This is a genomic window from Oceanobacillus sojae, from assembly GCF_007991515.1.
Classification (GTDB): domain Bacteria; phylum Bacillota; class Bacilli; order Bacillales; family Amphibacillaceae; genus Oceanobacillus; species Oceanobacillus sojae.
On the sequence record NZ_BJYM01000008.1, the window covers coordinates 1 to 24,502 of the forward strand.

Below are 24,502 nucleotides of genomic sequence, written 5' to 3' on the forward strand. Positions count from 1 at the left end.
CAATTACGAAGCTGCGAAATAATAAATAATTACAAAAAGCTTGCAGAAATTTAAACTTCTGCAAGCTTTTTGTATAGATACGATTCCTTCGCTAAAAATAAAAGGAGAAGGAGTCGTTTTCTTATGCAATTACATCAGCAATATAGAAGATACAAAAACCAAAAAGATGAATACAGGGACTTGTGGATGCTACTGTTGATTGGAGTTTTATATGCAGCCGGGATCTTTTTATCAAATACTTTTGTAAATGTGTACTTATGGAAGCAATCCGGCGACTTTTTTGTGATTGCTAACTATCATTTAGCGAGCTATGTATTTCAAGCATTGTCGTTTATTTATGCAGGGAAATTATCGAAAAAAATAGATCGTATCATTATATTAAGAATCGGGATACTTTTCTTATGTTTCTTTTTCTTATTTGTTCTTTGGATTGGTGAGCTTGCAGCATATTATAATTTTATTCTCGGCTGTTTATTGGGAATAGGTTATGGTTTTTTCTGGCTGGCTTATTACCTGCTGACTTTTGAAATTACAGAACCAGATACGAGAGATTGGTTTAATGGTATTTCAGGCACACTAACGTCATTTGCAGGGATGATTGGGCCATTACTTGCTGGGTGGATGATTTCAAAAATGGCTGGTGATGTTGGTTATACTGCTATTTTTATTATTTCCTTAAGCTTATTCATTGCGGCAATTGTAGCCAGCTTTTTCATCATACGTAAGGGGAGCAGAGGGAGCTTTGCTTTAGCTGCTGTTATAAATGAAAGAAAGAGAAATAAAAATTGGAAGCGTATTTTACATGCTCATTTTTTCCAGGGGCTAAGGGAAGGGATATATGGTTTTTATATTACCATTTGGATTTTCCTTGTTACAAACAGTGAGCTTGTGTTAGGAGTTTTTAATTTATTTCTTTCAGGCTTATCGATCGTCTTTTATTTTGTCGCCTTAAAATGGATTAAGCCGTCTTTAAGAAAAAAAGCAATTTTGTTTGGCGGCATTCTGCTGTTCACCTCTATCTTTATTATTATTTTTGAAATGAGCCTTTTCTGGTTAATTATATATGCAGTAATTATTGGAATTGCATTTCCCATTTTAACTGTACCGTATGAATCACTTACCTATGATGTGATTGGCAGAGCCCGTATGGTAGAAGAAAGACGGGTGGAGTACATTGTTGTCCGGGAAATTTATTTAAACTTAGGCAGAATCGTTTCGATTATGGTATTTATATTCGGGATGTTTCTATTTCCGCATGATATGATTATTCCAATATTACTGATTATTTTTGGTGCAGGGCATGCGATTATTTATTTTTGTATCCGAAATATTTTTATCGGGCCAACAAAAAAACAAAAAATAGCATTAAAAGAAGATTTCACGGACGAAAAAAGTCGTTAAGTGTGGTAGAATCAAACAGTAGTATTGATAACTGAAATGTTTAAAAAGATACGTCTATAATTTAAATTTTTTTTGCTTTTTAAACAAATCATAGAATTAATGCCATATAAGGCCAAAATATATGTAAAGGGGGAGCAAAGTGGTAGACAAGAAGAAAAAGAAAAAACGGGCCCAGCTTCCGGTTCGTATGAATATCCTTTTCTTTGCCATCTTCTTATTATTTTCTGCACTCATACTTCAGTTAGGTGTTGTTCAAATTTTAAACGGGGAATCTTATCAGGAAGAAATTGAAAGAACGAATTTAGACACGACAAGTGTACCGGTGCCCCGTGGAAAAATATATGACAGGAATGGGAATATCATAGTAGATAATGAAGCCATGTATTCCATTACTTATACGCCCCCCAAAGGTGTTCAGGCAAAGGATCGCTTGAAGGTGGCTGAAACCTTAGTTAATTTCATCGATATGAGTGATAAGAAAAAAATCGATCGAATAACTGACAGAGATAAAAGAGAGTATTATTTATTACTTCATCAAGAGGAAATAGAAGAACGATTAGAAGAAGTTGATACAGAGGAGATGGATGCTTCCGAGGAATACGCTGCCACATTGGATTTAATTACCGATGAAGAAATTGCAGATTTTTCCGATGAAGAATTAGAAATTATCGCTACAAAAAAAGAACTGGATAAAGCATATGCACTGACCCCGCAGGTAGTGAAAAATGAGGGCGTAACAGCAGAGGAATATGCTGCTGTAGCTGAGCATCTGGATGAGCTTCCCGGAATCAATGCCACAACAGATTGGAATCGTGTTTATCCGAATGGAGATACGTTATCGACTATTTTAGGGAGAATTTCCACTCAGGAGCAGGGAATTCCCGCAGAGGACTTGAGCGCTTATTTGACAAAGGGTTACAGCCGAAATGACCGGGTCGGCAGAAGTGGACTGGAAGAGCAATATGAAGACTTTCTGCGCGGCCGTAAAGAGCAGATTCAGTATACGACACGTCAGAATGGGACAATTATCGGCTCCGAGACCATTGTTGAAGGAGAACGGGGCAAAGATTTAGTTTTAACAACAGACTTAGAATTCCAGCAGGAAGTTGACAAAATTGTCTTAGAGGAGCTGAAAGCAGTAAAAGCAAAGAATCCTTATGACAACCGGTATCTAACAAACGCTTATGCCGTTGTTATGAATCCGAAAACCGGGGAACTTCTTGCTGTTTCCGGTGTGAATTATGATAAGGAAAAAAACGAATATAATAATGCTTCCTTTATGGCTTTATCCAATGCAACAGAACCTGGTTCAAGTATTAAAGGGGCAACTATTCTTGCCGGATATGATGCGGATGTTATTTCACCTGGAACAACTTTCTATGATGCCCCAATAACATTGGCAGGAGGCTTAACAAAAAAATCTGTTTCACCTATGGGAAGTGTAGATGACCTGAATGCATTAAAACGGTCTTCCAACGTTTATATGTTCTATGTTGCCTTGCGATTGGGCGGTGATTACCGGCATCCATTACCTAGTCATGCCAGTCTAAATATAAATAAGGCTGAGACCTTGCAGACCTTACAAAATTACTTCAATCAATTCGGCTTAGGGGCATCGACAGGAATAGATTTTCCAGATGAAAGTACCGGAGTAAGAGGGCAGACACCGGAAAATCCAGGTAATATTCTTGACTTCGCAATCGGTCAGTATGATACGTATACCACCCTGCAGCTCGCACAATATGTATCCACCATTGCCAACGACGGTTACCGTGTCCAGCCGCACTTTTTAAAAGAAGCCCGTGATCCCATTGCCTCTTTAGATGAGCTTGGACCATTGTATTATACAAAAAATACAACGGTAATGAACCGGATTAATATGACAAATGATGAAATCAGCCGTGTACAAGAGGGCTTCCGCCGTGTATTTCAAGAAAGCGGAGGAACAGGAGAGCGTTATTTTGGTAAAAAATCGTATAATCCAGCTGGGAAAACAGGTACAGCTCAGACTTCTGTTTATGAAGATGGGCAGAAACTGGCTGATCTCAATAACCTGACAATGGTCGGCTATGCGCCCTTTGATGACCCGGAAGTTGCCTTTGCAGTTGTTGTACCAAGTGTAGGAATAAATGCAGGGGACGGAATCAACGGTAAAATTGCTTCGAGGATTTTAGATGCTTACTTTGATATTAAAGAAGAGCATGATGAAAAGGCGGATGAAGAATAAATATTTTTAAATAATTAAAAGTAACTTTCTATATTTAGTAGGGTGGTTCCCTCTGAAAGTTAGAATTTTACTATACAGCTGTTTGGCTGGATTGAGTTCGATATTTGACTGGGCTTAATCCAGCCAATTTTTCTTTTGTTCGTTCACGATTATACCAATAGAAATATTCTTCAAATCTATTTTTATTCTTCTTTATAATACATTTTATGCTTTTAAATACTAAAGAAATTGTCCATTAAAGCGTTAGATGAACAGATTGGTTTATACGTGATACGCTATGAAACTTTTTAAACAGGAATGAATGCGTCTTTTAATACTGTACCCAAATATTCTCTGCAAAAATGCTTCATGAGACAGTAGTAGATGGCTTCAGGAATACCTACTATACAGAGAATATCTAATAATAAGAAGCCTTCTTCTTTAATTTCGAATACCGCTTTTGTTTGTTCTTTTTGTGGAAGGCATTCGGATTTTCTGAAAAACTTTCAATTTTTTTAGGTAGGCATTTCCTAGTAGCAATAATTCATTCTTGCATTTTAATTATTCTTCGCGTGTCAACTTCTTTGCTTTTTCTTTTGTTTATTGATTTTCTTGGACAAGGAAGTTTGGTCCTTTGACGTTGGTTTCAGGCCTTCTATTCCTTGTTTACAAAATGCTCTCAGCTAGTATCCAACTAAGGAATGGTTGTTCAAATAAAATTGAACAGAATACTTCTCTTTCGTCTTCCTTCGTTTTAATCAATCCCTTGTGTTTTATAGAATCACATCCAGTTTTTTGGGGCAGGACTAAGCATATTATATTTTCTTATCAATGATGAACATCCAAGATTCCCGGATAAATTATTATATACCTACACACTGTAAATTTTTAAGTGGATAGATCTTTTCTTTAGCTATTAAATACCTTTATTAAAAATATTTTGATATATTTGACAAATTAACTAAAATATAGTAAAATTTTCATTAATAAATTATGAGGAGGGTTACTATGAAAAAAAAGTATTTCTTTTTAATTTTTTCTTTTTTAATTTTTTTCTTTTTAGGGTTTAATGTGGATAAGGCAGAAGCTGCTATGCATTCATGGCAAAAATTTCCGAAAGCAGGTAGTACATGTGAAGTAAGGGCATGGACTGATTATTTAACGTATACTAAAAGTGCTAATACTATAGACTTTTACCTTGAATCAAAAGGGAATTGTGGGAAATTAGATTATTCGGCATACGGAGTTGTTTACTATGAAGGTGCTAATGATGTAACTCCATTGGTAACAGGCTATTTTTCTTATAAAACGCCGGTAAAAAAGGCGAAATTACGGACTATTAATGTAAGACCGATTCCAGGAGGATTATTAGCTACCTTAACAAAAAACGGTAAATTTGTAGGGTTGTACGAAACAAAAAATCTAAATTTTCCAAATAGATGAATGCATAACTTGAACTTGTAATAGATTATTGTTCCTTTATCGCAACCTTTCGATTCAAAATGAAAAAAGGAAAACTTTCAAGAATCAAGTGATTGAATAAAAAAATGAGCTGTTCCGGATAGAACAGCTCATTTTTTAATCAAATCATATTTATTCTGAATAGGTAGTAATAATGTCACCAATTTCATCGAAAGACATTTCGCTGTCCACTTCATAAGTTCCAGGCTTTACGCTGCCGCTTAAATCATTGTCTTCCAAGAAATCATTAAAATCTCTTGCATCATCAATAATCCCGGCATCTTCTAAAGCATCACTGATGTTAGAAGGGGGCGCACCATTTTCTAATGTGATTTCAACGTCAATTACATCTGAGTCTTCGGAGGATTCTTCATCTTCATTACCTTCATCATTATTGTCTTCCTCGTCTGCATTTTCGTTGCCTTCTTCGTCATTACTATTTTCATCATTGTTGTCTTCATTTTCATCAGAATCATTGTTTGAATCTGATTCATTATCGGCTTCAGAGTCATCTTCTGCATTTCCATCAGAATCAACCTCGTCAGCTGCTTCTCTATTCACGCTATATGCAATATATTCGTCTTGTGTTAATACAGCATACCCTTGATTTTCCAGTGCAGAAATCAATTCATCCGGTTCCATATCCTCGAGGCTGCCCGAGGATTGATTACCAAATATATATATAGCGAGAAGCAGGACACCGCTTGTCAACAAACCGACAGCAAACGCTCTAACATGTTGTTTCATGATAATACTCCTCTAATTATTATTTTTAAGATCAGACGGTGCTGCTTCATCAGATATGTTTTGAGGCAATAATTCTTCTTCTAAAACAGAAACCTTCTTCTTTAACTGGTATGTATCTTGCATCGTAGTAATGGACAATTGTTCTAGCTGGCTTTCGACTTCTTCCAGACGGTCGTTAATAAAGAATGATAGAATAAATAGAACAATCCCAATGACAACAACTGCCAAAATGGCAAATAGCATTTTTATTTCCCTCCCTTTATGAGGATGTTCAAAAAGTCCCCAAATGATAAGCTGCGAATCTCTGCGTTGACGCGTTTTTTACGATACTCACGTATTAAAAAATATAGAAGAACTTCTGTTAAAATCGTCCACGTCCTGTGGACAACACAGAAGTCACCACATCCTGTGGAAGTCCGTTCGTAAAAACCACGTCGCCTTGATCTTCTTGCTTCTAATTTAGAAACTTTTTGAACACGCACTTTATGTATCATTTATAGTTATACCATAAATTAAAAGAAGTGACTATGCTAAAAGCACGATAAATCATGACAGGGAGTTGCTTTAACCCTGATAAAACATGGGGCGAAAAGTTTTATCATGTTTTTGGTATAATCCTTCTTGATAAATAGATGAAACTTTGATAATATAATTAAAGTCTGTACAGTTATGTAAAAAGGCAAGTTGAAAAGTTTGGAGGGATAGATATGCGCGTAAATATAACGTTAGCTTGCACGGAAACAGGAGATCGTAATTATATTTCTACAAAAAACAAACGTACAAATCCTGAGCGTATTGAGCTTATGAAATACTCACCACGTCTTAAAAAACATACCCTACACCGTGAAACAAAATAAGCAATCATGAAAACTCTTATCTGATGTTAGTTGGATAAGAGTTTTTTTGCAGACAGAGGTGAAATATGATATGTCAGAAAAAAAGATATTACGGCAAAAAATGCTGAAAGAACTGAGTCTTTTGTCGAAGCTGGATCGGAAAAAAGTGGAAACAGGACAGCAGAAGCAATTATTTACAACTCCAGCATTTAAAAATGCCAGAACGATAGGAATTACTATTTCCACAGAAATAGAATGGGATACATATACAATCATTGAAAAGGCCTGGAGAGAAGGAAAGATAATAGCCTCACCGAAATGTGTGGTAAAAACGAGAGAAATGTACTACTATGCTTGGAATCATCAAAATCAAATCCAGACAGGTTACGCAGGTATAAAAGAACCGATCCCCGAAAAAACAAAACGGATTCTACATTCAGATATCGATTTATTGATTGTGCCAGGAGTGGTTTTTGACACGGATGGTTATCGTATTGGCTATGGCGGCGGATATTATGACAGAATGCTTGCTGATTATTCAGGAGCGACAATCTCGCTTTGCAGTGAACGGCAATTAATCCAGCAAATTCCCCGGGAAAGCTATGATCTGTCTGTAGAACAGATTATTACAGAAGAACGTACCATAGATACGGCCAGACAGAATAACTAATCTTTAATGTATAAGATTTCTCCCTTCGTTGAAAATAATTGATGTAGAAGAGTCTCTAATCACATCAATTATTAAAAGGGAGGTAAGAAAGATGATGCGCATGTTCTTTACAGCAGCGATGGTTATATCCATTATTTTTATACTTATGAAATGGAAGTACCGGATTTTAAACGGTTTTTTAAACTGGAAGCAGGGAAGAAAATATTTAGTTCCAATTATCGCAAACGTTATTTTATGGAAAAAGAAAAAGGAAATGGTTTAAATGCACTATAAATATTAGAAAACTCTGCTTATAATAAAATATTCCCTCTTTGCCGGCAAATATAAAAAGAAAACATAAAGCGACGAACTTAATAGGGCGAGTAATCGCAGCCCAGTACCAGCTTCATCAATTTTTATGAGATGGCCAGTTGCAATTATGGACAATGGGCAAATAAAAACATCCTGCTGGCGGCTGTTCTGTTTGATCATAGTTGCGCATAATTAGAAACATTTGGTATGCTTCAAAGAGGGGAGGTTGATTTATGGACGTACATATGCAATATAGAGCGTATGAGCTGGTGAGGAAATTGACAGAGCAAGGGTTCCAGATTATTGCAGGAGACTATAAAACGGATGAAGTCTGGATGGAACGGAAAGCAGGCGGAAAATCCGATATTATTCGTGTAAAACCGCAAACTTTTGATTGGTCTAACCAATTACGGCAGGATTCGCAGACTGCTTATCAGCAAATGCAGCGGATAAGGCAAGCTATCGCAAGTGTTAATGCTGAACTATATTTAATATACATAGCTGAAGAACATCCGGTTGATGAATGGGAAGAATTGAAAAAACCGTTTGGGGAAGGAAATAAAAAATCGCCAAGAATGCACATATATTATCTGGATAGAGAAGATGAAGAAAGTGAAATCAATCTCTTAAGTCAGGATTTAAATATTTCATTGAGCGGTGAAGACAAAAGAAATTTAGATGATACGGAAAAAGAGGCAGCAGCAAATCATATGAAAAATACGCTGTTCCAAAAAATCCAAGAAGAGCAAGAGAACCGTAAGAAAATATTTTCATTTTCCACTCCGCTGTTTACTTACATATTAATCGCTTTAAATATAGTTATTTTTATTCTTCAAATCACAAGAGGGAATATAGAAAATACACAGCACTTAATTGATATGGGAGCAAACTTTAACCTTCTTGTCATGGAGGGAGAGTGGTGGAGATTTTTCAGCTCGATGTTTTTACATCTTAACTTTCTCCATCTGATTATGAATATGCTTGCTCTGTATTATCTGGGAACTGCGATTGAACGGATATTCGGGAGAACCCGTTTTCTTTTTATCTATTTTCTTGGCGGGCTGGCAGGTTCCATAGCAAGCTTTGCTACCTCCATTAATGTATCAGTAGGGGCATCAGGTGCTATATTTGCATTGTTTGGTGCGCTTCTTTTATTCGGGCTTATCTATAAGCAAATATTCTTTCAAACAATGGGTATGAATATTATTCTTATTTTAGGAGTAAATCTTCTGCTCGGATTCACTGTTCCAGAAATCGATATGGGAGCACATCTTGGCGGATTAGCCGGCGGATTTTTAATTGCTGCAGCTGTTTATGTGCCAAATAAAAAAAATCAAAAGAATCAGTTGCTGGGACTTATCGGTTTTATCATTCTCAGTATCGGATTATTCATTTATGGATGGTCATTTAATTCATCATCTCCAGAAATGAAATTAATTGAAGCAGAAACACTCATAGAGGATGAGAATTTTAGTGAGATTATTTCAGTAACAACGGAAGCACTTGATGAAACAGCGGATTCAGAGCTGATACCGTATCTTCTTTTCCACCGTTCTTACGCTTATATTCAAGAGTTAGAATTTGCAAAAGCGATAGAGGATTTAGAAGCGGCTATTCAATATGACGAAAGAATACCGGAAATGTATCATAATCTGGCAATTTTATACTCACAGCAAGGAGCAAGCACTCAAGAAATTGAAGACATTATTAATGAAGGATTAGAGCAATTCCCGGGTAATGAAGAATTATCGAATATAAAAAATAAATTACAATCTTATTAAGATGAAAACCAGGCTGAGGAAAACAGAAATGCGGCCTGGTTTTTGTATACCTTAAAGAATGGAATGTATAGTTTTTATCTGGTGATATAAACTATCTACATCCTACTGTATTAAGGTGATAAAAGTGACTGATAAAATGAAAAAAGTAGATACAAGCCTCAAAACAAACGTTTCTTATCTAAAGTCTTATTTAGCAGTTGATAAAAGCTTTGACCTGATTTACCTGGATTTGAATTATGCTGGTAAAGATATGGCTATGTTTATGGTTGATGGATTTGTCAAAGATGATATGATGCTGTTTATCATGCAGTCCCTGCAAAGGCTGCGTCCAGATGAGCTGGATACAGATACATTACAGAAATTAATGAAAAGAGATATTCCTTTTATAGAAATAGAAGCATTAGAAGATATGAATAAACTGGTTGATTTTATTCTTTCGGGAGCAACGGTTTTATTCGTAGAAGACTTAGATAAAGCAATTGTAATTGATGCAAGGACATATCCGGCACGGTCACCTGAAGAGCCTGATTTAGAAAGAGTGGTCCGGGGACCGCGTGATGGGTTTGTGGAAACGCTTGTATTTAATACTGCGCTGACAAGACGCCGGGTTAGGGATCGTTCTCTCAGGATGGAGTTCACGCAGGTTGGCAGGCGCTCTAAAACGGATGTTGTTATCAGTTATATAGAAGATATAGCAGATTCTAAACAAGTGGAGAAGCTGAAAGAATTGATTGATGGTATAGATACAGACGGGCTTCCTATGGCAGAAAAGACGATTGAAGAATTTTTCAGTCACCGTTATTGGAACCCGTATCCGGCAGTCCGGTATACTGAAAGGCCAGATACGGTTGCATCTCATCTTTTTGAGGGGCATGTAGTCTTGATTATTGATGGATCGCCAAGTGCGATGATTACACAAACAACTTTCTGGCAGCATTTGCAGCATGCAGAAGAATATCGGCAAAAACCAAGTGTTGGAGCATATTTACGAATTGTTCGATTTATTGCCATATTTCTTTCTCTTGTGCTTTTACCGCTCTATTATTTATTTTCTGTACAGCCTGAACTTCTGCCGCCAGCGTATTCGTTTATAGGACCGGAGGATTCAGGGGTCATCCCGTTATTGGTTCAATTTCTAATTGCTGAATTAGGGCTCGATGTTTTAAGAATGGCATCTATCCACACACCATCTGCACTTGGAACAGCCCTTGGCCTGGTTGCAGCAATTATGATTGGTGAAGTTTCTGTAGAGGTCGGCTGGTTTTCGCATGAGGTTGTTTTATACATTGCTACTGCAGCGATCGGTTCTTATGCAACACCAAGCTATGAATTAAGTATGGCAAATCGTCTTGTCCGCTTATTTTTATTATTTTCGACAGCTTTATTTGGCGTGAGCGGTTATGTTATTGGTGTAACTGTCTGGCTGTTATTTTTAATAAAGATGAGAACGCTGGATACACCTTATTTTTGGCCGTTAGTGCCATTTTCAGCTAAGAATATGCGTGATACATTTATCCGCTTTCCATTACCGGAAAGGCATCTGAGACCATCTATATTACGACCAAAAGATCCAGATCGTTAATTTGATCTGGATCTTATTCTCATTTCCCATTTGATTGCCCATTTGATATAATACTCTTGGTGATAACATGCAGAATATACATGATGTAAGGAAACTGCTGATGAAGTTTGGAACTTTCATCTATACGACAGACCGGTTAGGCGATTTAGAATTGATGATGATGGAAATAAATGAATTATATGAGTGGAAATTTATCAGCAGTCAGCAATTCCAGCAAGCAGTATTGCTCATAAAAAAAGAAAGCAGAGAATATAAAAAGGGGACGAAAATAAATGAATGAATTATTAACAGGAGTAGATATTGGGGGAACTTCAGTAAAAATAGGATTCATTACAAAAGAGGGAAAAATTCTAGAAAAGTGGGAAATACCAACAGATTTAACAAACGAAGGTGCGAATATTATCTCTGATATTTGGGAAAGTATTGAATCGAAATTACAGGTATCATCATTAGATGCTTCTTCCATTAAAGGAATAGGTGTCGGGGCACCGGGATTTGTAGATGCCCATGCAGGTATTATTACAGAAGCGGTCAATATTGGATGGAAAGATATCCATTTAGCGGAAGAACTTGAAAAATTGGCGGGGGTGCCTGTATATGCTGAAAATGATGCTAATATTGCTGTATTAGGAGAAAATTGGGTTGGTGCAGGAAATCAATCCAGGAATTTAATAGCAATTACATTAGGAACAGGTGTCGGCGGCGGGATTATCGCAAACGGCTCTATTTTAAATGGTGTTAATGGCATGGCCGGCGAAGTAGGCCACATTGAAGTGATGGAAAATGGTTATCCATGTAACTGCGGTAAAAAAGGCTGTTTAGAAACCATTGCTTCTGCAACAGGAATTGTCAGACAGGCAATGGAGAAGATACACACTAATCCAGAATCACTTCTGACGAAATTATTTCAGACAGAAGGGCGTATTTCTGCCCAGAATGTTTTTGAATTAGCCAAGCAGGGAGATCAGGCCTCTACAGAAATTATTGAATATACAACGGACGTTTTAGGAAAAGCAATGGCAAATATGTCAATGATTATAAATCCTTCCAATATTTTAATAGGCGGTGGCGTTTCTAATGCAGGAGATTATTTGATTGATGCTTTGACAAAAGCTTTCAGAAAGCATGCGCTGCCTAGAGTAAGTGAAGTTTGTACTATTAAAACTTGCCAGCTTGGTAATGATGCGGGTATTATTGGAGGAGCATATTTAGTATATGAGAATTACAGTTAATTGATTTTCAGACTTGATTTTTTTTGAATATCTACTAAAATAGTAATTTATGAACGGGTAATTAAATAAAATGATTAAATGTGAAACCTTTTTTCTTGTAAAACAGTTATACAAGATGTACAATTTTTTAATTGCAGGTTTACATTAGTTAATAAAATGGGAAGTAGTATGTTAAAAGGTAAATCAGCATTCCTGTTTTTATTATTTAGGAGAGGATATAAATGAAACGATTTAAAAAGCCAAGGATACCGCTCTATATTATTGCAGCATTCCTTCTTGGACTAAAAACCTATATTGTCTACCGATTTGTATTTAATATTGAACTTGATAATTCCATGCAGGAATTAATTTTGTTTATTAATCCTTTTGTGTCAGCGTTTTTAATTCTGGCATTAGGAGTCTGGTTTAATAAGTCTTCCAGACAAATGAAGTATATTCGGTACGCTACATTGGCAGCATCCTTGCTTATCTGGGCGAATCTTGTATTCTACCGCCAATTTACGGACTTTATAACAATCCCGCAATTATTTATGGGAAGTAATATGACAGATTTAGGATCCAGTATTCTTACTTTAATTAAGCCATGGGATCTATTTATATTTGCAGATGCCGCGATTATCTGGTATCTAAGTAAGAAATATGAAGGAAGTCTTGCTGTACAGTATCCTAGAAGCGGTAAGGTCGGCGCTCTGGCATTTTCATTAGTATTACTTGCGGGTAACTTTTTCTTAGCTGAAATGGAAAGACCGCAGCTTTTTACCCGCGGATTTGACCGTGAATATTTAGTGAAAAATATTGGTCTGTTTAACTATCACGTCTACGATGTTGTCATTCACTCCAAGAACGAATCACAACGTGTTTTTGCGGACGGAAACGAAATTCCTGAAATTCAGGAGTATATTAAAGAAAATGTGGATCATGAGACCAGTGAAGAAATGAAGGGTATTGCGAAAGATAAAAATATCATTTTTCTTAACGCAGAATCCTTGCAGCACTTTGTAATGAACAGTGAAGTAAATGGAGAAGAGGTTACACCGTTTCTTAATGAGTTAGCCCAGGATGAAGATACGTATTACTTTGATAATTTCTATGAACAGACAGGTCAGGGAAACACATCTGATTCAGAGTTCTTAGTAGAAAATTCCTTATATCCATTATCCCGTGGTGCGGTATTCTTTACACACGGTAATAATGAATACCATTCTTTTGATGAAATGATTAAAGAAGCTGGTTATACTTCTAACGTATTGCATGCGAACAATAAAAGCTTTTGGAACCGGGATGCAATGTATAACAGCTTGAATATTGATAACTTCTTTGGAGAAGAATCATATGATGTAACACCGGAAGACTCTGTAGGGTGGGGTCTAAAGGATAAACCGTTCTTTGAACAGTCCATCCCTATATTAGAAGATTTGGATGAGCCGTTCTATTCAAAAATGATTTTATTAACAAACCATTTCCCGTTTGAATTGGATGAGGAAGATGCAACAATTGATAAATTTGATTCAAATTCCAATACGCTGAACAGTTATATTCCGACTGTCCGCTACATGGATGAAGCTATCGAAGAATTCTTTGATGAGCTAAAAGAGTCTGGTCTTTATGAAGACTCCATTATTGTCATTATGGGTGACCATATTGGAATAAGTGCCAACCATAATAAAGCGATGGCTCAGTATTTAGATCAGGACGAAATCACAGCTTACGATCAGGTGCAATTACAACGTGTACCATTATTTATTCACATTCCTGGAGATGGAAATGGAAAAGTAATGGAAGAGGTTGCCGGTCAAATCGATTTGAAACCAACAATGCTAAACATGCTGGGAATTGATCCTGGTGAGGATATTTATTTTGGTAATGACTTATTCAGTGATGATAGAAAAGGCTATATCGCATTACGAAATGGCGACTTTGTCAGTGATGATTTTGTTAAAACCGCCGGTTCCTGCTACGATCGTGAAACTGGAGAATTAATGGATCAGGCTGTAGAAGAAGAAACAGACTCAGAAGAAGAAGCAAGTGAAGAATTAGAAAAAGTAGAAAGTGCTTGTGATTCCATTCAAGAAAAAGTAGATACAGAGCTTTCTTACTCTGATTCCATCATTTACGGAGATTTATTCCGATTTGTTGACTTTGGAGACGAAGAAGAATAAAAAAACGGTACAGGTGAAAAAGCCTGTGCCGTTTTTTTGCACTGGCAGAAAAGCATAAAATCCTTGGCGGTTGAATATTGAGTAATGTGAATGTTTTCGGCAGGGGGAGGAACCACAGCTCAGTCCCGGTCATTTTTTCTTTTATAGTACCAGGATTGAATTGAAAAAGGTATTATGCCAAGCCATTTATTGCTATAAAGTTGATTAGAAGATTTCTTTTTTTGCTTCCGTTCTTTTTTTTCTTCTGTAGGTAAATTTATATATTTCATCATTTCTTCTGTTAAAAAACGAATATAGTCGTTACTTTTCATGGATTTAATTTAATGCTCCTTTTCAAGTTAGTTTTACTTATAGCTTTAACAATAAAATAAATTCTATTCTTTTGAATAAAAAAGAAGGAGAATCAGAATAAATGTAGAATTTATAGATTATGTCAGAAATATTTGTAAGGGGGGTGAGCTAATGAATCATGTCACAAAATTATCTGACGACCTCTTTCAGGCTGCAGTCAGTCAACAAGCTTCTGATATTCACTTCTATCCATACGAGCAGCAAACTGAAATTTACTTTCGTATCCACGGAAAACGCACCTTTACCCGAAACATTCTAACGAAACAATACCAGCTTTTAAGAACATTTTTTAAGTTCAGTGCCAATATGGATATTGGCGAACACAGAAAACCCCAAGCGGGAACATTGCTTTGGAGTTTTGAATCAAAGGACTATGCACTTCGTATTTCGACTCTCCCTCATTATCAGCAAGAGAGTATTGCTATCCGTATTCTTCCTCAAAACGACACCTTGCCGCTTGACCATTTATTTCTTTTTCCAAATCAAGTACAGCAAATGCGAAGATGGATGGATCATGATTCCGGACTTATCCTGATAACTGGGGCAACCGGGAGCGGGAAATCATCTACTTTATATTCTTTATTAGAAATGGAAATGAAGGAAAAGCCCTGTCAAATTATTTCCTTGGAAGATCCAATCGAGAGAAAAATAAATCAAATATTGCAAGTGCAAATTAACGAACATGCCGGCATCTCCTATCACACAGGGTTAAAGGCTGCTCTACGCCATGACCCCGACATTCTGATGGTTGGAGAGATACGGGATAAAGAAACCGCAAAGTTTGCAGTGGAAGCTGCTCTAACTGGTCACCTTGTATTAAGTACTCTGCATGCTAAAAATGCTGTCGGCACCATTTTTCGTTTGAAGGAAATGGGAATAAAAACTGCCGATCTGCATCAAATCCTTATTGGCGTCGGAGCTCTTCGGCTAATTCCAATTATGAGAAAGAATAAGCAGCAGCGGAGTGCTATTGGAGAATTAATGGAGGGAGATTACCTGACAGAAGCTATCGAAGGTACATTGCTGGCTTTACCTGAAGAACACCAGTTTAAAAAATTACAAAGAAAGGCATTTGCTTATGGCTTTACACAAACGATTTTCCCTCAATAATCAAAAAATAACCATTGCCACGCAGCTGCAATTTCTTCATGTCTTACAGCGTATGCTTTCAAAAGGTCTCACACTCATTCAATCCTTAGACGCAATGAAATATTATGCTGAGTTAGAATATACCTCCAGTCAGATTTTAAAGTGTCTTGAAGCGGGCCAGCATTTGGATGAAGCAATGGACGAGGCTGGTTTTCATCATTCTATTATTTCCTATCTCTTTGTTGTACGGGAAAAATCGAATATATCCGAACGGATTGAGCAGTGTCATCAATTATTTCAGCAGCATGTCCACTACATGCGTAAATTTCAGCAGACTGTCCGTTATCCGCTTATTTTGCTATTTATTTTTAGCGGTTTATTATTTTTTATTTATGCGCGTGTTATACCTTCCTTTCAGCAGCTCATGTTTGGCGAGCTCCCTATGCTGCTGCAAGCCGTTATTTTTCTATCTTCCTGGCTTGGTTATTCCATAATTGTTCTCATTATCGCTTTCAGCTTTGGTGCAGTTATCTGGATATTTTTAAGAAATAATATCTCTTTAGAAACTAAAATGACTTTATACAGCAGAATTCCTCTATATCGTTCTTATATAAAGAGACAAACATCTTTTCATTTTGCTGCGTTATACAGTTCTCTCTTACAGACAGGGATGCCAATGAAGGAGTTATTGCATTATATGTCCAGACAGACAAAGCTGCCCATTATTTCTTATTATGCGAAGCAAATGCAATTAGAGTATTTTAGGGGGAGATCCGTCCAAGGGCTCTTGACCACGATGGATTTTTTAGACAAACATTTGACAGATATATTATCTTCTAATATGGATGCAGCAAACCTGGCAAAGGACTTAGCTATTTATGCTGAAATCTCAATTGATACAATGTATCAACGGCTTCAAAAAAGAATTGTTTATATTCAGCCTGTTTTTTTCTCGATTATCGGCGCATTTATTATATTTATTTATATTAGTCTGATGTCGCCTATGTTTGAACTAATGAATACAATGTGAAGGAGCTTTTTTATGTTAAAAAGTGAAAAGGGTTTCACACTGATAGAAATGTTAATTGTCTTGATGGTAATCTCTATAATCATGATTTTAATTATACCGAATCTGGGGAAGAAGACAGGGGATGTCCATTCAAAAGGTTGTGCTGCATTAATTTCTGTGGTGCAGGCCCAGGTAGATGCTTATCAAATTGATACTGGTAATATGCCATCAAGTCTTGATCAGCTGGAGAGTGCTGATTATATAACTGAGGACCAGAGGACCTGCTCAAATGGAAATAAGCTTTCCATTTCTAATGGTGTGGTAAATGCTTCAAACTGAGCGTGGTTTTACGCTTATTGAAACATTATTTGCATTATCCATCTTGTCAGTCATCCTTTTACTCATTCCTAAACACCAGATAGAACAGATTGACAAATTGGAGAGCCGGCATTTTCTCGATACATTAGAAATGGACGTGCTTTATATTCAGAATAAGAGGAGTACACAGGAAAGCGGCAAATCATATATTTTAAGGTTTTACCCTGATAACTATAGCATATTGTTTAACTATTCTACTGAAATCAGACGGGAGTATCCACCACTGTTTTCTTTGGACACACCTTTCCCGAAGGATATTGAATTCTCCGTCGGCGGTGTTATTAAGAACCCGCAATCCATTCTAATCAGCTTTGGGGAAGAACGCTACCGGATTGTATTTCCGTTTGGGAAAGGCAGATTTTATGTTGAAGAAAGATAAAGGATTTACATTATTTGAAACCTTGATAGCATCATTACTTTTATTTTCTATGCTCACTATTCTATTGCCGCTGCTCTCCTTACTCGCTAAAGAACAGTACAATAATATAGAAAGGTTAAAAATTACAAGTAAATTACATGATGAATTGCAAGGAGCCCTGGTTGGAATGGGAACTTATCCGGGTAAATATACAATCATTCCTTACCGTACACCTGCAGAGTTCTCTTTTGCGTTGGAGGGGGAATACTTGAAAGGATGTGCAGAATGGACTAATGCAAAACAACAGACAGAGGAAAAATGCCTTTATGCAATTTTGGAGTAGCGCCCATGGCTTCACTCTTATTTCGATGTTAATTGCAATGACTATCTTAGTATTAACACTTCCTTTTGTATACTATGCTTTATCTACACTTCAAATAAAGCAAACCTATACAGAGTCCTTATCGATACAGCAGTTGTTTACGCAATTACGCAATGATATTATCTCTTCTACCTCCGCTCATATAGCTGACAATCAATTGTATATCCGGTTTATTGATCAAAGTGATAACATCGAGAAAACAGCCCGTTTCAGCCAGTATAACAACTCCATTCGCAGACAGATAAACGGGCAAGGTCATGAAATATATCTTCACCAGGTTTCTAATGTTGTTTTTGAAGAACAATCAAACGCTATTTTTTTAACAATTACTATGGAATCAGGGGAATTTTATGAAAAGATACTATACACTTATCCATAATCAGCAAGGATTTTTATTATTCCATGCCGTCTGGGTTATTCTTATTGTATTTCTTTGTTTACATTTTCTTCTTTACCAATATCAGACAGCAAAAGTAGTAGCTGACAATCAGTTATCTGATATAGAAGTGGAGACACTTTTTCAAATGGCTTACAAAAAAGTCAGTGGGGAAATAGATATACAGGAGATTTCTTTACCATATGAAACGAGTTATAAATTCCCGCATGGAGAAGTTAAAGTAACTTTTCAGGCTGAAACGAATGAAAGTATATATATCATCTATGCAATAAAACAAACTGGAAGCGAGCATATTTATCAATTTGCCCAATATGCTCCTTAACAGTAATTGAGAGGATTTATCATTACTTTTAAATAAAATACCTTATACAGAGGCAAACTATATAAGAATCGTTTACAATCCTATCCGGCTCGTATATAATAACTATGAGAACGTTACCTATAAAGGAGGGGGAAGACATGGACCGCATGTTTCGTGTTCTTGCCTTTTGGACAGGTATTTTTACAGTTATGTTTTATGTAGGTGACATGCTGAATACTGCACTATTATTCCTTGTTCAAACGGCGTTTTTCCTTACACTGAGTTATTTAAAGCTGTCTGAACGTATGTACATGTACTTATTTGGTGCATATTGTACGGTATTTATTGTTGGATATACTTGGTATTCTGAGTTTATCCTTGTACCTGGATTTGGACATTAAAAACAGCGAAAAAGACCTTCTGTATTTTATGCAGATGGTCTTTTTCGCTGTTTTATCTATTTCGAACCAATTATGATTTTCTAAGCTGGGAAAAAAGGATTGTTCTTCTTTTCATAGCCTATTGTTGTTGCCGGCCCGTGGCCTGGAAGAATGGTTAAATCATCCGGCAAAAGATACAACTTCTCTTTTATCGAGTTTTCCAGGGTGTTTATATTTCCGTCTACTAAATCAGTTCTGCCGATTCCCTGCTGGAATAATACATCACCACAAACAGCAAAATTCTCGTTAGAAAAAACAAAACTGATGCTTCCAGGCGAATGGCCCGGTGTATGTAATGTTTTAATAGTGAAACCGCCGACTTCTAAGGTTCCCTCCGTCAGTTCTTTATCAGCCACTTGAGCAGTAATAGGCTGTCCCATTAATTTAGCTGACCCATTCAATCTTGGTTCACCAAGCCAGGACCACTCTGCTTTATGAAGATACACTGGTGCATTGGTATACTTTTGGACACTGTTCAAACCGCCAATATGATCGAAATGAGCATGAGTCAGTAAGATTGCTTTCACATTCAGCTTATTCTTTTCAAAAGCTTCAATTATTTTCTCCGGTTCTCCACCAGGATCAATAATTAAAGCATCTTTTTCTTCTTTTTTGTAAACGATATAGCAATTTGCCTGGACTAAACCTACCGGCATTGCGATAATTTCCATATCCATCTCTCCATTCTTTTATCATGGTGTAACCGTCTGTGAAACTTCCGCCTTCAAAAAGAGAAAAATAAATCTATTTGGGCAGGAGATAACGGCCGCTAACTTCCTGAATTGTTCAGGTCAATACAATGCTGGTCGCACAAATATTCTCGCAAAAGCTCTTCGATGGGGGCGAGTAACCGCAGTCTCAGGATACGAAGACGTCAGCTTATGTTCCTTATTTATCAGTAGGAGAAGAGTGAAAACTCACACTGAAAGAAGTTTCGCTTTATAATAACTCGACAAACACTTGGAAATACTATAAAATATAAATAGTTTAACGATAATTACATAGTATAAAATACTGGCTTTTTACACAAGTATAGTTACGCTGAAAAGGAGGAAAATTTCGGATGGGTCATATTGTTTTAGGAATTTTATTTTTACTAGTTGCACTATTAGCAGTCGTATCCGTGATTCGTCAGTTAAAATTTAAAAATATACTGGCGCTGTTATTCTCTGCTCTAACTGCCGTTGTTTTTGGGTTCTTCTCCATTGCAACCATTATTTCAGAAATCGTAGGTTAAGACAAAAAGATTCTTTCTATTTTCAGTAAATATAGAAAGAATCTTTTTTAATTTTCTCTTTCGACTAGAATGGTATGCACTTATCTTAGTCCATCATTGCTTTCGTTAAATAAAAAATCCCTCCATTAATAACTTGAAAAATAACTTTTGGTTTAAATCGCTTTTCCAGTGCCTCTAATTCTTCTAAATACTTTGGATGATCAAGTTCGTTCTCGTAGAAATGCTTTAATGTCGCTTTATCTGTTTCCAGTTGTTTTATAGACTCAGCAGCCCAGGAATTATCCTGGTTTTGTACGTGCTGCAGCAGGAGATTCTGAATACGGATAAAGCCGCTTTTGGGATTTATCATTGGAGACAGCGTATAGCAATAATCTGATATTGATCTTTCAAGCGCTATTTCCTCCAGAGAATCCATCATATTTAAAGCCATATGACCATGAAGCAGCTGCAGACCGACAGAAAACACCTCATCCTTGTGACGGGCCCCCTGATAGCTGATTTTTATATTAATCACAAGCCAAGGATATAGCGGTGTGTTTTCTGATACCTGAATCTTTTCGAATAATCTTGTATAGCGTTCCTTTTCTATTAGTTTATTCATAATTTGATGAAGTCTGGGACTGCCAAAGTGAATCCATTCCCCAGGCTCATTTGATTTTTCTTTGTCTGTAATCAGACGAAGCTTTTGAGGTTCTCCTTCCCGTCCCATTTTTTTTATATAATGCCAGTAGAAGGGACGGTTCATTAATTCTCTGTCCATCTCTTCGTTCAGCTGGATGTGGATTTGCCCCTCATTCTTAGAAAGTATGGTACACTGCTTTGTTTCAAAGTAATTGACGAGAAAATCTGATAAATCAATTTGCTGTTCCATCTTTATATTGCTCCTCATTATTCTGAATTTCGAAGTTTGCCTGCTCAATCACGGATGTAAGGTTATCGAGCTTAATACGTACCTCTCCGGCTGAAGTGGATTCCTGATAGATGGATTCTATTTCCTTTTCCATACTATCTACTTTTAACTCTGCTAAAATGGCATCTAAATTACCAATAACATTCTCAAACAAATGAATTTTTTCGTAAAGCATGGACAGGATATGCTCTTCAATGGTCTGTTTCGTAACAATATTATAAATATGCACATCCGATTCTTGGCCAAAACGGTGAATACGGCCAATCCGCTGCTCCAGCCGCATCGGATTCCAGGGTAAATCATAGTTAATCAAATGATGGCAAAATTGCAGGTTAATTCCTTCACCGCCAGCTTCTGTAGCAATAAGAACCTGCGCATGGTCTTTAAATAATTGCTTCATCCAATCTTTTTTTCCTCTTTTAAAGCCTCCACGGAAAGGAACGGATGAGATACCATGCTGCTGGAGATACCATTGCAGATAATATTGAGTAGCACGATATTCTGTAAAAACAATAACTTTTTCACCATTCAGTGATTTAATCTGTTCAACCAGCTTCTCTGCTTTTGGATGCTGATCGAGCTGTTCAATATTTTCTATCACATCTTGAATAGCTGTATGATTTTCATGAGCTCCTAATTTCATCAGGGAAGTAAAACAAGCTTCTCTCGAGGAACAGAATTCACGTAAGTAAGTGATTTTAGCAAATGATGCCATTCCAAAGGACAATTCCATAAGTTGTTGATAAACCTTCTCATAGTTCTCTGGAAGAGACGTCCAAATAGTGTGTATTTTTCTCTTTGAATTATTTAAGGTTGTATCTTTTCTTGTATTACGTACCATCACCTGCTGAACAAGTTTCTTCAGATAAGGATCCTGTTCCATTTTTTTTCGGTCTTTCCCGTATTTCTCAGTGAAGGTTTTATAATTTCCTAAATGTCCCGGCTTTAAGAGACTGACAAGGTTAAATAATTCTAATAGTTTATTCTGCACTGGAGTGGCAGTTAATAAGAGACAATATTTTTTCTTTAATTCATGTACAAATTGATAGTTTTTCGTCTGTTCATTTTTTAATTTATGCGCTTCGTCTACCAGAATAAAATCATAATCCAGGTTTAAGATAGCTTCCCGATGAGGGGACCGCTTTGCTGAATCAATAGAGGATATGACAATTGGATTGTCCTCCCAGCTGTAATTTTTCCGGTAGGCAATGGCCGGAATTAGAAATTTATCGTTTAATTCTTTTTCCCATTGATTAACGAGAGAAGCAGGAACAAGAATTAATGCTTTTTTTACTAGACCTCTCACCATATACTCTTTTAGAATCAGACCTGCTTCAATGGTTTTTCCGAGTCCTACTTCGTCTGCTAAAATAGCACGCCCATGCATGGATTCCAGAACCTGCTCAGCTGTTTGCAGCTGGTGATCCAGAATATCCAGATGAGGTAAATATTCCAGTGCTTGTAACCCTTTGAATGACGGTCTTTTCGTTACATTTACAGCCTGGTACGCCATACGAAAAAGCTCCCAATTTGTTAAATCGTTTTCATCACGAAAAGCTGATTCTAAGTCATTTATAAATTGATTATCTTGCCGAATTTGAATAGAATCCATATATTTGATTCACTCCCTCTCAATAAAATATGGTTTTTTCAATTACTTTTTCGAAGAGATATGATATACTTTGGTCAAATAGATTTTCCTGCTAACATATACATAGTATAACCAACATCAATATATTAAATCAGCGGATGAACACAAGGGGAGAGCTTACAATTAATGTAACGCCGAAGGAGCAAGTTAAGAGCGAATCTCTCAGGCAAAAAGACTCTTGTAGGACGCAACTCTGGAGAGTGTTTATAAGTAACAGGGAGAGATGTTTTTTCTCTAAAAGCTTATCAGCCACCCACGAAGCAAGTATTCACATTTTACCAGTCTGTAAAAGCATTTTGTTATCCTGTGCCAATAAGCATGGTTGAGGAGAGTAAGGTGGTGCTGACAGTCTAATTCATTCATTGCAAAAATGAATTTTATGTTAAGTGTGAATATGCAACTTTCTGGTTTGAGGACAGAGACTTCTTTTAGGAGGAGTCTCTATTTTTATGCAAAAATGTATTTTTTTATTTCATCAGCACTTTAACCAATCTTAAAAAAGGAGAGAATTAGATGAGTGAATTAAAGCGTACTCCAATCTTCCCGGCTTATGAGAAAGTTGCCAAGACGATTGATTTCGGGGGATGGGATCTCCCGGTTCAATTTTCAAGTATAAAAGAGGAGCATGAAGCTGTCCGGACAAAAGCCGGTCTGTTTGATGTATCCCATATGGGAGAAATTTTAGTAAGCGGCCCGGAAAGTGCTCACTTTTTACAGGCTGCGCTGTCAAACGATATTACAAAGCTTGTCCCAAATAAAGCGCAATATACGATTATGTGCTATGAGGATGGTGGGACGGTAGATGATTTAATTGTTTATATGCTTGATGAAAATGAATACCTGCTTGTTGTGAATGCCGCCAATACAGAGAAAGATTTTGAGTGGTTACTGAAACAAAATAATTCTAACCCTGATGTTACTTTGGATAATATTTCGGAAAATTATGCACAATTAGCTTTGCAGGGACCAAAAGCAGAGCAAGTTTTACAGAAGGTTGTAAAAGAACCGCTGAGCGACATATCCTTTTTCCGATTTAAAAAAGGTGTTGCTATTGAAGGGATAGCTGGAGAAGCTTTAATCTCCAGAACGGGCTATACAGGCGAGGATGGCTTTGAAATATATCTTGATTCACGAAATGGAAAAGATCTGTGGAAACTCCTCCTTGAAATAGGAAAAGAGGAAGGAATCAAACCCATCGGATTAGGGGCACGGGACACGTTGCGATTTGAAGCAGGCCTTGCTTTATATGGTCAGGAGCTGTCAGCTGATATTTCGCCGTTGGAAGCGGGATTAGGATTTGCTGTTAAGCTGAACAAAGAGGCTGATTTCACTGGTAAAGAAGCTCTGAAAAAACAAGCAGAGGCGGGTTTGGAGAGAAAGCTTATGGGAATCGAAATGGTTGATAAAGGTATTCCGCGACATGGCTATTCTGTATATCAGGACGATACAGAAATTGGTTTTGTTACATCAGGTACACAATCACCGACCTTAAATAAAAATCTCGGCTTAGCATTGATCAAAACTGAATTTGCGGAAATTGGGACGGGGCTGGAGGTTCAGGTGAGGAAGCGCCGTTTAAAAGCAAAGGTGGTCAAAACACCATTTTACCGTAGATAATCGTTTACCAGCGTAA

At 36.9% G+C, this 24,502-nt stretch carries 28 protein-coding genes and 1 riboswitch; of the genes, 21 read left to right on the forward strand and 7 right to left on the reverse strand.

Going from position 1 to position 24,502, the window contains the following annotated elements; all coding sequences use genetic code 11:
- Positions 1-123 precede the first annotated feature (123 nt).
- The gene (locus OSO01_RS10310) at positions 124-1,401 is read left to right on the forward strand and encodes an MFS transporter (protein ID WP_147210362.1); all 1,278 of its coding nucleotides are present in this window, start codon (positions 124-126) and stop codon (positions 1,399-1,401) included.
- Between the two features lie 139 nt (positions 1,402-1,540).
- Positions 1,541-3,628, forward strand: a complete 2,088-nt coding sequence (locus OSO01_RS10315; RefSeq protein ID WP_307725844.1) for a peptidoglycan D,D-transpeptidase FtsI family protein — start codon at positions 1,541-1,543, stop codon at positions 3,626-3,628.
- A 70-nt stretch (positions 3,629-3,698) separates the two neighbouring features.
- Here the strand turns inward: OSO01_RS10315 and OSO01_RS24085 are convergent, their stop codons facing one another.
- The gene (locus OSO01_RS24085; RefSeq protein ID WP_147210536.1) at positions 3,699-3,857 is read right to left on the reverse strand and encodes an IS3 family transposase; all 159 of its coding nucleotides are present in this window, start codon (positions 3,855-3,857) and stop codon (positions 3,699-3,701) included.
- A 758-nt stretch (positions 3,858-4,615) separates the two neighbouring features.
- On the opposite strand from OSO01_RS24085, the gene yqgA reads away from it, so the two are divergent.
- Positions 4,616-5,050: a cell wall-binding protein YqgA gene (yqgA, locus tag OSO01_RS10325; RefSeq protein WP_147210363.1), complete on the forward strand. Its 435-nt coding sequence runs from the start codon at positions 4,616-4,618 to the stop codon at positions 5,048-5,050.
- Positions 5,051-5,200: 150 nt separating this feature from the next.
- Here yqgA and OSO01_RS23700 read toward each other — a convergent pair whose 3' ends face one another.
- Positions 5,201-5,815, reverse strand: coding sequence for an endolytic transglycosylase MltG (locus OSO01_RS23700; protein WP_147210364.1), 615 nt, complete (start codon positions 5,813-5,815; stop codon positions 5,201-5,203).
- A 12-nt stretch (positions 5,816-5,827) separates the two neighbouring features.
- Complete coding sequence (locus tag OSO01_RS10335; RefSeq protein ID WP_147210365.1) at positions 5,828-6,058, reverse strand: hypothetical protein; 231 nt, start codon at positions 6,056-6,058, stop codon at positions 5,828-5,830.
- Positions 6,059-6,522: 464 nt separating this feature from the next.
- On the opposite strand from OSO01_RS10335, the gene rpmG reads away from it, so the two are divergent.
- From rpmG to OSO01_RS10370, 8 genes are all read left to right on the forward strand, one after another.
- The gene (gene rpmG, locus OSO01_RS10340; RefSeq protein ID WP_017797039.1) at positions 6,523-6,672 is read left to right on the forward strand and encodes a 50S ribosomal protein L33; all 150 of its coding nucleotides are present in this window, start codon (positions 6,523-6,525) and stop codon (positions 6,670-6,672) included.
- 70 nt (positions 6,673-6,742) lie between these two features.
- The gene (locus OSO01_RS10345) at positions 6,743-7,321 is read left to right on the forward strand and encodes a 5-formyltetrahydrofolate cyclo-ligase (protein ID WP_147210366.1); all 579 of its coding nucleotides are present in this window, start codon (positions 6,743-6,745) and stop codon (positions 7,319-7,321) included.
- 91 nt (positions 7,322-7,412) lie between these two features.
- The gene (gene yqgO, locus OSO01_RS23365; RefSeq protein ID WP_186813627.1) at positions 7,413-7,583 is read left to right on the forward strand and encodes a protein YqgO; all 171 of its coding nucleotides are present in this window, start codon (positions 7,413-7,415) and stop codon (positions 7,581-7,583) included.
- A 262-nt stretch (positions 7,584-7,845) separates the two neighbouring features.
- Positions 7,846-9,393 carry a rhomboid family intramembrane serine protease gene (locus OSO01_RS10350; RefSeq protein ID WP_147210367.1) on the forward strand — a complete coding sequence of 516 codons (1,548 nt, stop codon included), beginning with the start codon at positions 7,846-7,848 and terminating at the stop codon, positions 9,391-9,393.
- Positions 9,394-9,529: 136 nt separating this feature from the next.
- Positions 9,530-10,975, forward strand: a complete 1,446-nt coding sequence (locus OSO01_RS10355; RefSeq protein WP_147210537.1) for a spore germination protein — start codon at positions 9,530-9,532, stop codon at positions 10,973-10,975.
- A 67-nt stretch (positions 10,976-11,042) separates the two neighbouring features.
- A complete protein-coding gene (locus tag OSO01_RS10360; RefSeq protein ID WP_147210368.1) occupies positions 11,043-11,255 on the forward strand; it encodes a YqgQ family protein in 213 nt (70 codons plus the stop codon).
- On the forward strand, positions 11,248-12,207 hold the full coding sequence (locus tag OSO01_RS10365) for an ROK family glucokinase (protein WP_147210369.1): 960 nt from the start codon (positions 11,248-11,250) through the stop codon (positions 12,205-12,207). Before OSO01_RS10360 ends, OSO01_RS10365 begins: the two co-directional genes overlap by 8 nt.
- Before the next feature lie 221 nt (positions 12,208-12,428).
- A complete protein-coding gene (locus tag OSO01_RS10370) occupies positions 12,429-14,366 on the forward strand; it encodes an LTA synthase family protein (RefSeq protein WP_147210370.1) in 1,938 nt (645 codons plus the stop codon).
- 119 nt (positions 14,367-14,485) lie between these two features.
- On the opposite strand, the gene OSO01_RS24090 is transcribed toward OSO01_RS10370, so the two are convergent.
- Complete coding sequence (locus OSO01_RS24090) at positions 14,486-14,677, reverse strand: YqzE family protein (RefSeq protein WP_147210371.1); 192 nt, start codon at positions 14,675-14,677, stop codon at positions 14,486-14,488.
- 151 nt (positions 14,678-14,828) lie between these two features.
- Here OSO01_RS24090 and comGA point away from each other — a divergent pair, with 151 nt between their 5' ends.
- The 8 genes from comGA to OSO01_RS10415 all read left to right on the forward strand — a co-directional run bounded on the left by comGA (position 14,829) and on the right by OSO01_RS10415 (position 19,032).
- Entirely contained in the window at positions 14,829-15,827 is a 999-nt protein-coding gene (gene comGA / locus OSO01_RS10380; protein ID WP_147210372.1) for a competence type IV pilus ATPase ComGA, read from the forward strand.
- Positions 15,796-16,836, forward strand: coding sequence for a type II secretion system F family protein (locus OSO01_RS10385; RefSeq protein WP_147210373.1), 1,041 nt, complete (start codon positions 15,796-15,798; stop codon positions 16,834-16,836). The genes comGA and OSO01_RS10385 overlap by 32 nt, the downstream gene beginning before the upstream one ends.
- 12 nt (positions 16,837-16,848) lie before the next feature.
- The gene (gene comGC, locus OSO01_RS10390; protein WP_147210374.1) at positions 16,849-17,154 is read left to right on the forward strand and encodes a competence type IV pilus major pilin ComGC; all 306 of its coding nucleotides are present in this window, start codon (positions 16,849-16,851) and stop codon (positions 17,152-17,154) included.
- The gene (gene comGD, locus OSO01_RS10395; protein WP_147210375.1) at positions 17,141-17,572 is read left to right on the forward strand and encodes a competence type IV pilus minor pilin ComGD; all 432 of its coding nucleotides are present in this window, start codon (positions 17,141-17,143) and stop codon (positions 17,570-17,572) included. The genes comGC and comGD overlap by 14 nt, the downstream gene beginning before the upstream one ends.
- Positions 17,556-17,894, forward strand: coding sequence for a hypothetical protein (locus tag OSO01_RS10400; protein ID WP_147210376.1), 339 nt, complete (start codon positions 17,556-17,558; stop codon positions 17,892-17,894). The genes comGD and OSO01_RS10400 overlap by 17 nt, the downstream gene beginning before the upstream one ends.
- Entirely contained in the window at positions 17,878-18,312 is a 435-nt protein-coding gene (gene comGF, locus OSO01_RS10405; protein WP_186813628.1) for a competence type IV pilus minor pilin ComGF, read from the forward strand. The genes OSO01_RS10400 and comGF overlap by 17 nt, the downstream gene beginning before the upstream one ends.
- Positions 18,284-18,652: a hypothetical protein gene (locus OSO01_RS10410; protein WP_147210377.1), complete on the forward strand. Its 369-nt coding sequence runs from the start codon at positions 18,284-18,286 to the stop codon at positions 18,650-18,652. The genes comGF and OSO01_RS10410 overlap by 29 nt, the downstream gene beginning before the upstream one ends.
- Before the next feature lie 137 nt (positions 18,653-18,789).
- Entirely contained in the window at positions 18,790-19,032 is a 243-nt protein-coding gene (locus tag OSO01_RS10415; RefSeq protein ID WP_040985302.1) for a DUF2626 domain-containing protein, read from the forward strand.
- A gap of 80 nt (positions 19,033-19,112) precedes the next feature.
- Here the strand turns inward: OSO01_RS10415 and OSO01_RS10420 are convergent, their stop codons facing one another.
- Complete coding sequence (locus tag OSO01_RS10420; protein ID WP_147210378.1) at positions 19,113-19,742, reverse strand: MBL fold metallo-hydrolase; 630 nt, start codon at positions 19,740-19,742, stop codon at positions 19,113-19,115.
- Between the two features lie 392 nt (positions 19,743-20,134).
- Between OSO01_RS10420 and OSO01_RS10425 the strand changes: the two genes are divergently transcribed.
- Positions 20,135-20,308 carry a DUF2759 family protein gene (locus OSO01_RS10425; RefSeq protein WP_147210379.1) on the forward strand — a complete coding sequence of 58 codons (174 nt, stop codon included), beginning with the start codon at positions 20,135-20,137 and terminating at the stop codon, positions 20,306-20,308.
- Between the two features lie 85 nt (positions 20,309-20,393).
- Here the strand turns inward: OSO01_RS10425 and OSO01_RS10430 are convergent, their stop codons facing one another.
- Together OSO01_RS10430 and OSO01_RS10435 are read right to left on the reverse strand one after the other, a co-directional pair.
- Positions 20,394-21,179: a YqhG family protein gene (locus OSO01_RS10430; protein WP_147210380.1), complete on the reverse strand. Its 786-nt coding sequence runs from the start codon at positions 21,177-21,179 to the stop codon at positions 20,394-20,396.
- Positions 21,163-22,830 (reverse strand): DEAD/DEAH box helicase, encoded by a 1,668-nt coding sequence (locus OSO01_RS10435; protein WP_147210381.1) that lies wholly within the window; start codon positions 22,828-22,830, stop codon positions 21,163-21,165. The genes OSO01_RS10430 and OSO01_RS10435 overlap by 17 nt, the downstream gene beginning before the upstream one ends.
- Before the next feature lie 137 nt (positions 22,831-22,967).
- Positions 22,968-23,057: riboswitch (glycine riboswitch) on the forward strand.
- A 325-nt stretch (positions 23,058-23,382) separates the two neighbouring features.
- Between OSO01_RS10435 and gcvT the strand changes: the two genes are divergently transcribed.
- Positions 23,383-24,486: a glycine cleavage system aminomethyltransferase GcvT gene (gene gcvT / locus OSO01_RS10440; RefSeq protein WP_147210382.1), complete on the forward strand. Its 1,104-nt coding sequence runs from the start codon at positions 23,383-23,385 to the stop codon at positions 24,484-24,486.
- Positions 24,487-24,502: the final 16 nt, after the last annotated feature.

Bases quoted from the DNA above. Each gene is read 5' to 3' on its own strand.
- rpmG (WP_017797039.1), top strand. From the start codon at position 6,523: ATGCGCGTAAATATAACGTTAGCTTGCACGGAAACAGGAGATCGTAAT.
- OSO01_RS10400 (WP_147210376.1), top strand. From the start codon at position 17,556: ATGTTGAAGAAAGATAAAGGATTTACATTATTTGAAACCTTGATAGCA.
- OSO01_RS10335 (WP_147210365.1), bottom strand. From the start codon at position 6,058: ATGCTATTTGCCATTTTGGCAGTTGTTGTCATTGGGATTGTTCTATTT.
- OSO01_RS24090 (WP_147210371.1), bottom strand. From the start codon at position 14,677: ATGAAAAGTAACGACTATATTCGTTTTTTAACAGAAGAAATGATGAAA.
- OSO01_RS10345 (WP_147210366.1), top strand. From the start codon at position 6,743: ATGTCAGAAAAAAAGATATTACGGCAAAAAATGCTGAAAGAACTGAGT.
- OSO01_RS10370 (WP_147210370.1), top strand. From the start codon at position 12,429: ATGAAACGATTTAAAAAGCCAAGGATACCGCTCTATATTATTGCAGCA.
- OSO01_RS10355 (WP_147210537.1), top strand. From the start codon at position 9,530: ATGAAAAAAGTAGATACAAGCCTCAAAACAAACGTTTCTTATCTAAAG.
- OSO01_RS10385 (WP_147210373.1), top strand. From the start codon at position 15,796: ATGGCTTTACACAAACGATTTTCCCTCAATAATCAAAAAATAACCATT.
- gcvT (WP_147210382.1), top strand. From the start codon at position 23,383: ATGAGTGAATTAAAGCGTACTCCAATCTTCCCGGCTTATGAGAAAGTT.
- comGF (WP_186813628.1), top strand. From the start codon at position 17,878: ATGCAATTTTGGAGTAGCGCCCATGGCTTCACTCTTATTTCGATGTTA.
- OSO01_RS10310 (WP_147210362.1), top strand. From the start codon at position 124: ATGCAATTACATCAGCAATATAGAAGATACAAAAACCAAAAAGATGAA.
- yqgO (WP_186813627.1), top strand. From the start codon at position 7,413: ATGATGCGCATGTTCTTTACAGCAGCGATGGTTATATCCATTATTTTT.
- OSO01_RS10420 (WP_147210378.1), bottom strand. From the start codon at position 19,742: ATGGAAATTATCGCAATGCCGGTAGGTTTAGTCCAGGCAAATTGCTAT.
- OSO01_RS10360 (WP_147210368.1), top strand. From the start codon at position 11,043: ATGCAGAATATACATGATGTAAGGAAACTGCTGATGAAGTTTGGAACT.
- yqgA (WP_147210363.1), top strand. From the start codon at position 4,616: ATGAAAAAAAAGTATTTCTTTTTAATTTTTTCTTTTTTAATTTTTTTC.
- OSO01_RS10365 (WP_147210369.1), top strand. From the start codon at position 11,248: ATGAATGAATTATTAACAGGAGTAGATATTGGGGGAACTTCAGTAAAA.
- comGA (WP_147210372.1), top strand. From the start codon at position 14,829: ATGAATCATGTCACAAAATTATCTGACGACCTCTTTCAGGCTGCAGTC.
- OSO01_RS10415 (WP_040985302.1), top strand. From the start codon at position 18,790: ATGGACCGCATGTTTCGTGTTCTTGCCTTTTGGACAGGTATTTTTACA.
- OSO01_RS10430 (WP_147210380.1), bottom strand. From the start codon at position 21,179: ATGGAACAGCAAATTGATTTATCAGATTTTCTCGTCAATTACTTTGAA.
- OSO01_RS10425 (WP_147210379.1), top strand. From the start codon at position 20,135: ATGGGTCATATTGTTTTAGGAATTTTATTTTTACTAGTTGCACTATTA.
- OSO01_RS23700 (WP_147210364.1), bottom strand. From the start codon at position 5,815: ATGAAACAACATGTTAGAGCGTTTGCTGTCGGTTTGTTGACAAGCGGT.
- OSO01_RS10350 (WP_147210367.1), top strand. From the start codon at position 7,846: ATGGACGTACATATGCAATATAGAGCGTATGAGCTGGTGAGGAAATTG.
- OSO01_RS10410 (WP_147210377.1), top strand. From the start codon at position 18,284: ATGAAAAGATACTATACACTTATCCATAATCAGCAAGGATTTTTATTA.
- comGC (WP_147210374.1), top strand. From the start codon at position 16,849: ATGTTAAAAAGTGAAAAGGGTTTCACACTGATAGAAATGTTAATTGTC.
- OSO01_RS10435 (WP_147210381.1), bottom strand. From the start codon at position 22,830: ATGGATTCTATTCAAATTCGGCAAGATAATCAATTTATAAATGACTTA.
- comGD (WP_147210375.1), top strand. From the start codon at position 17,141: ATGCTTCAAACTGAGCGTGGTTTTACGCTTATTGAAACATTATTTGCA.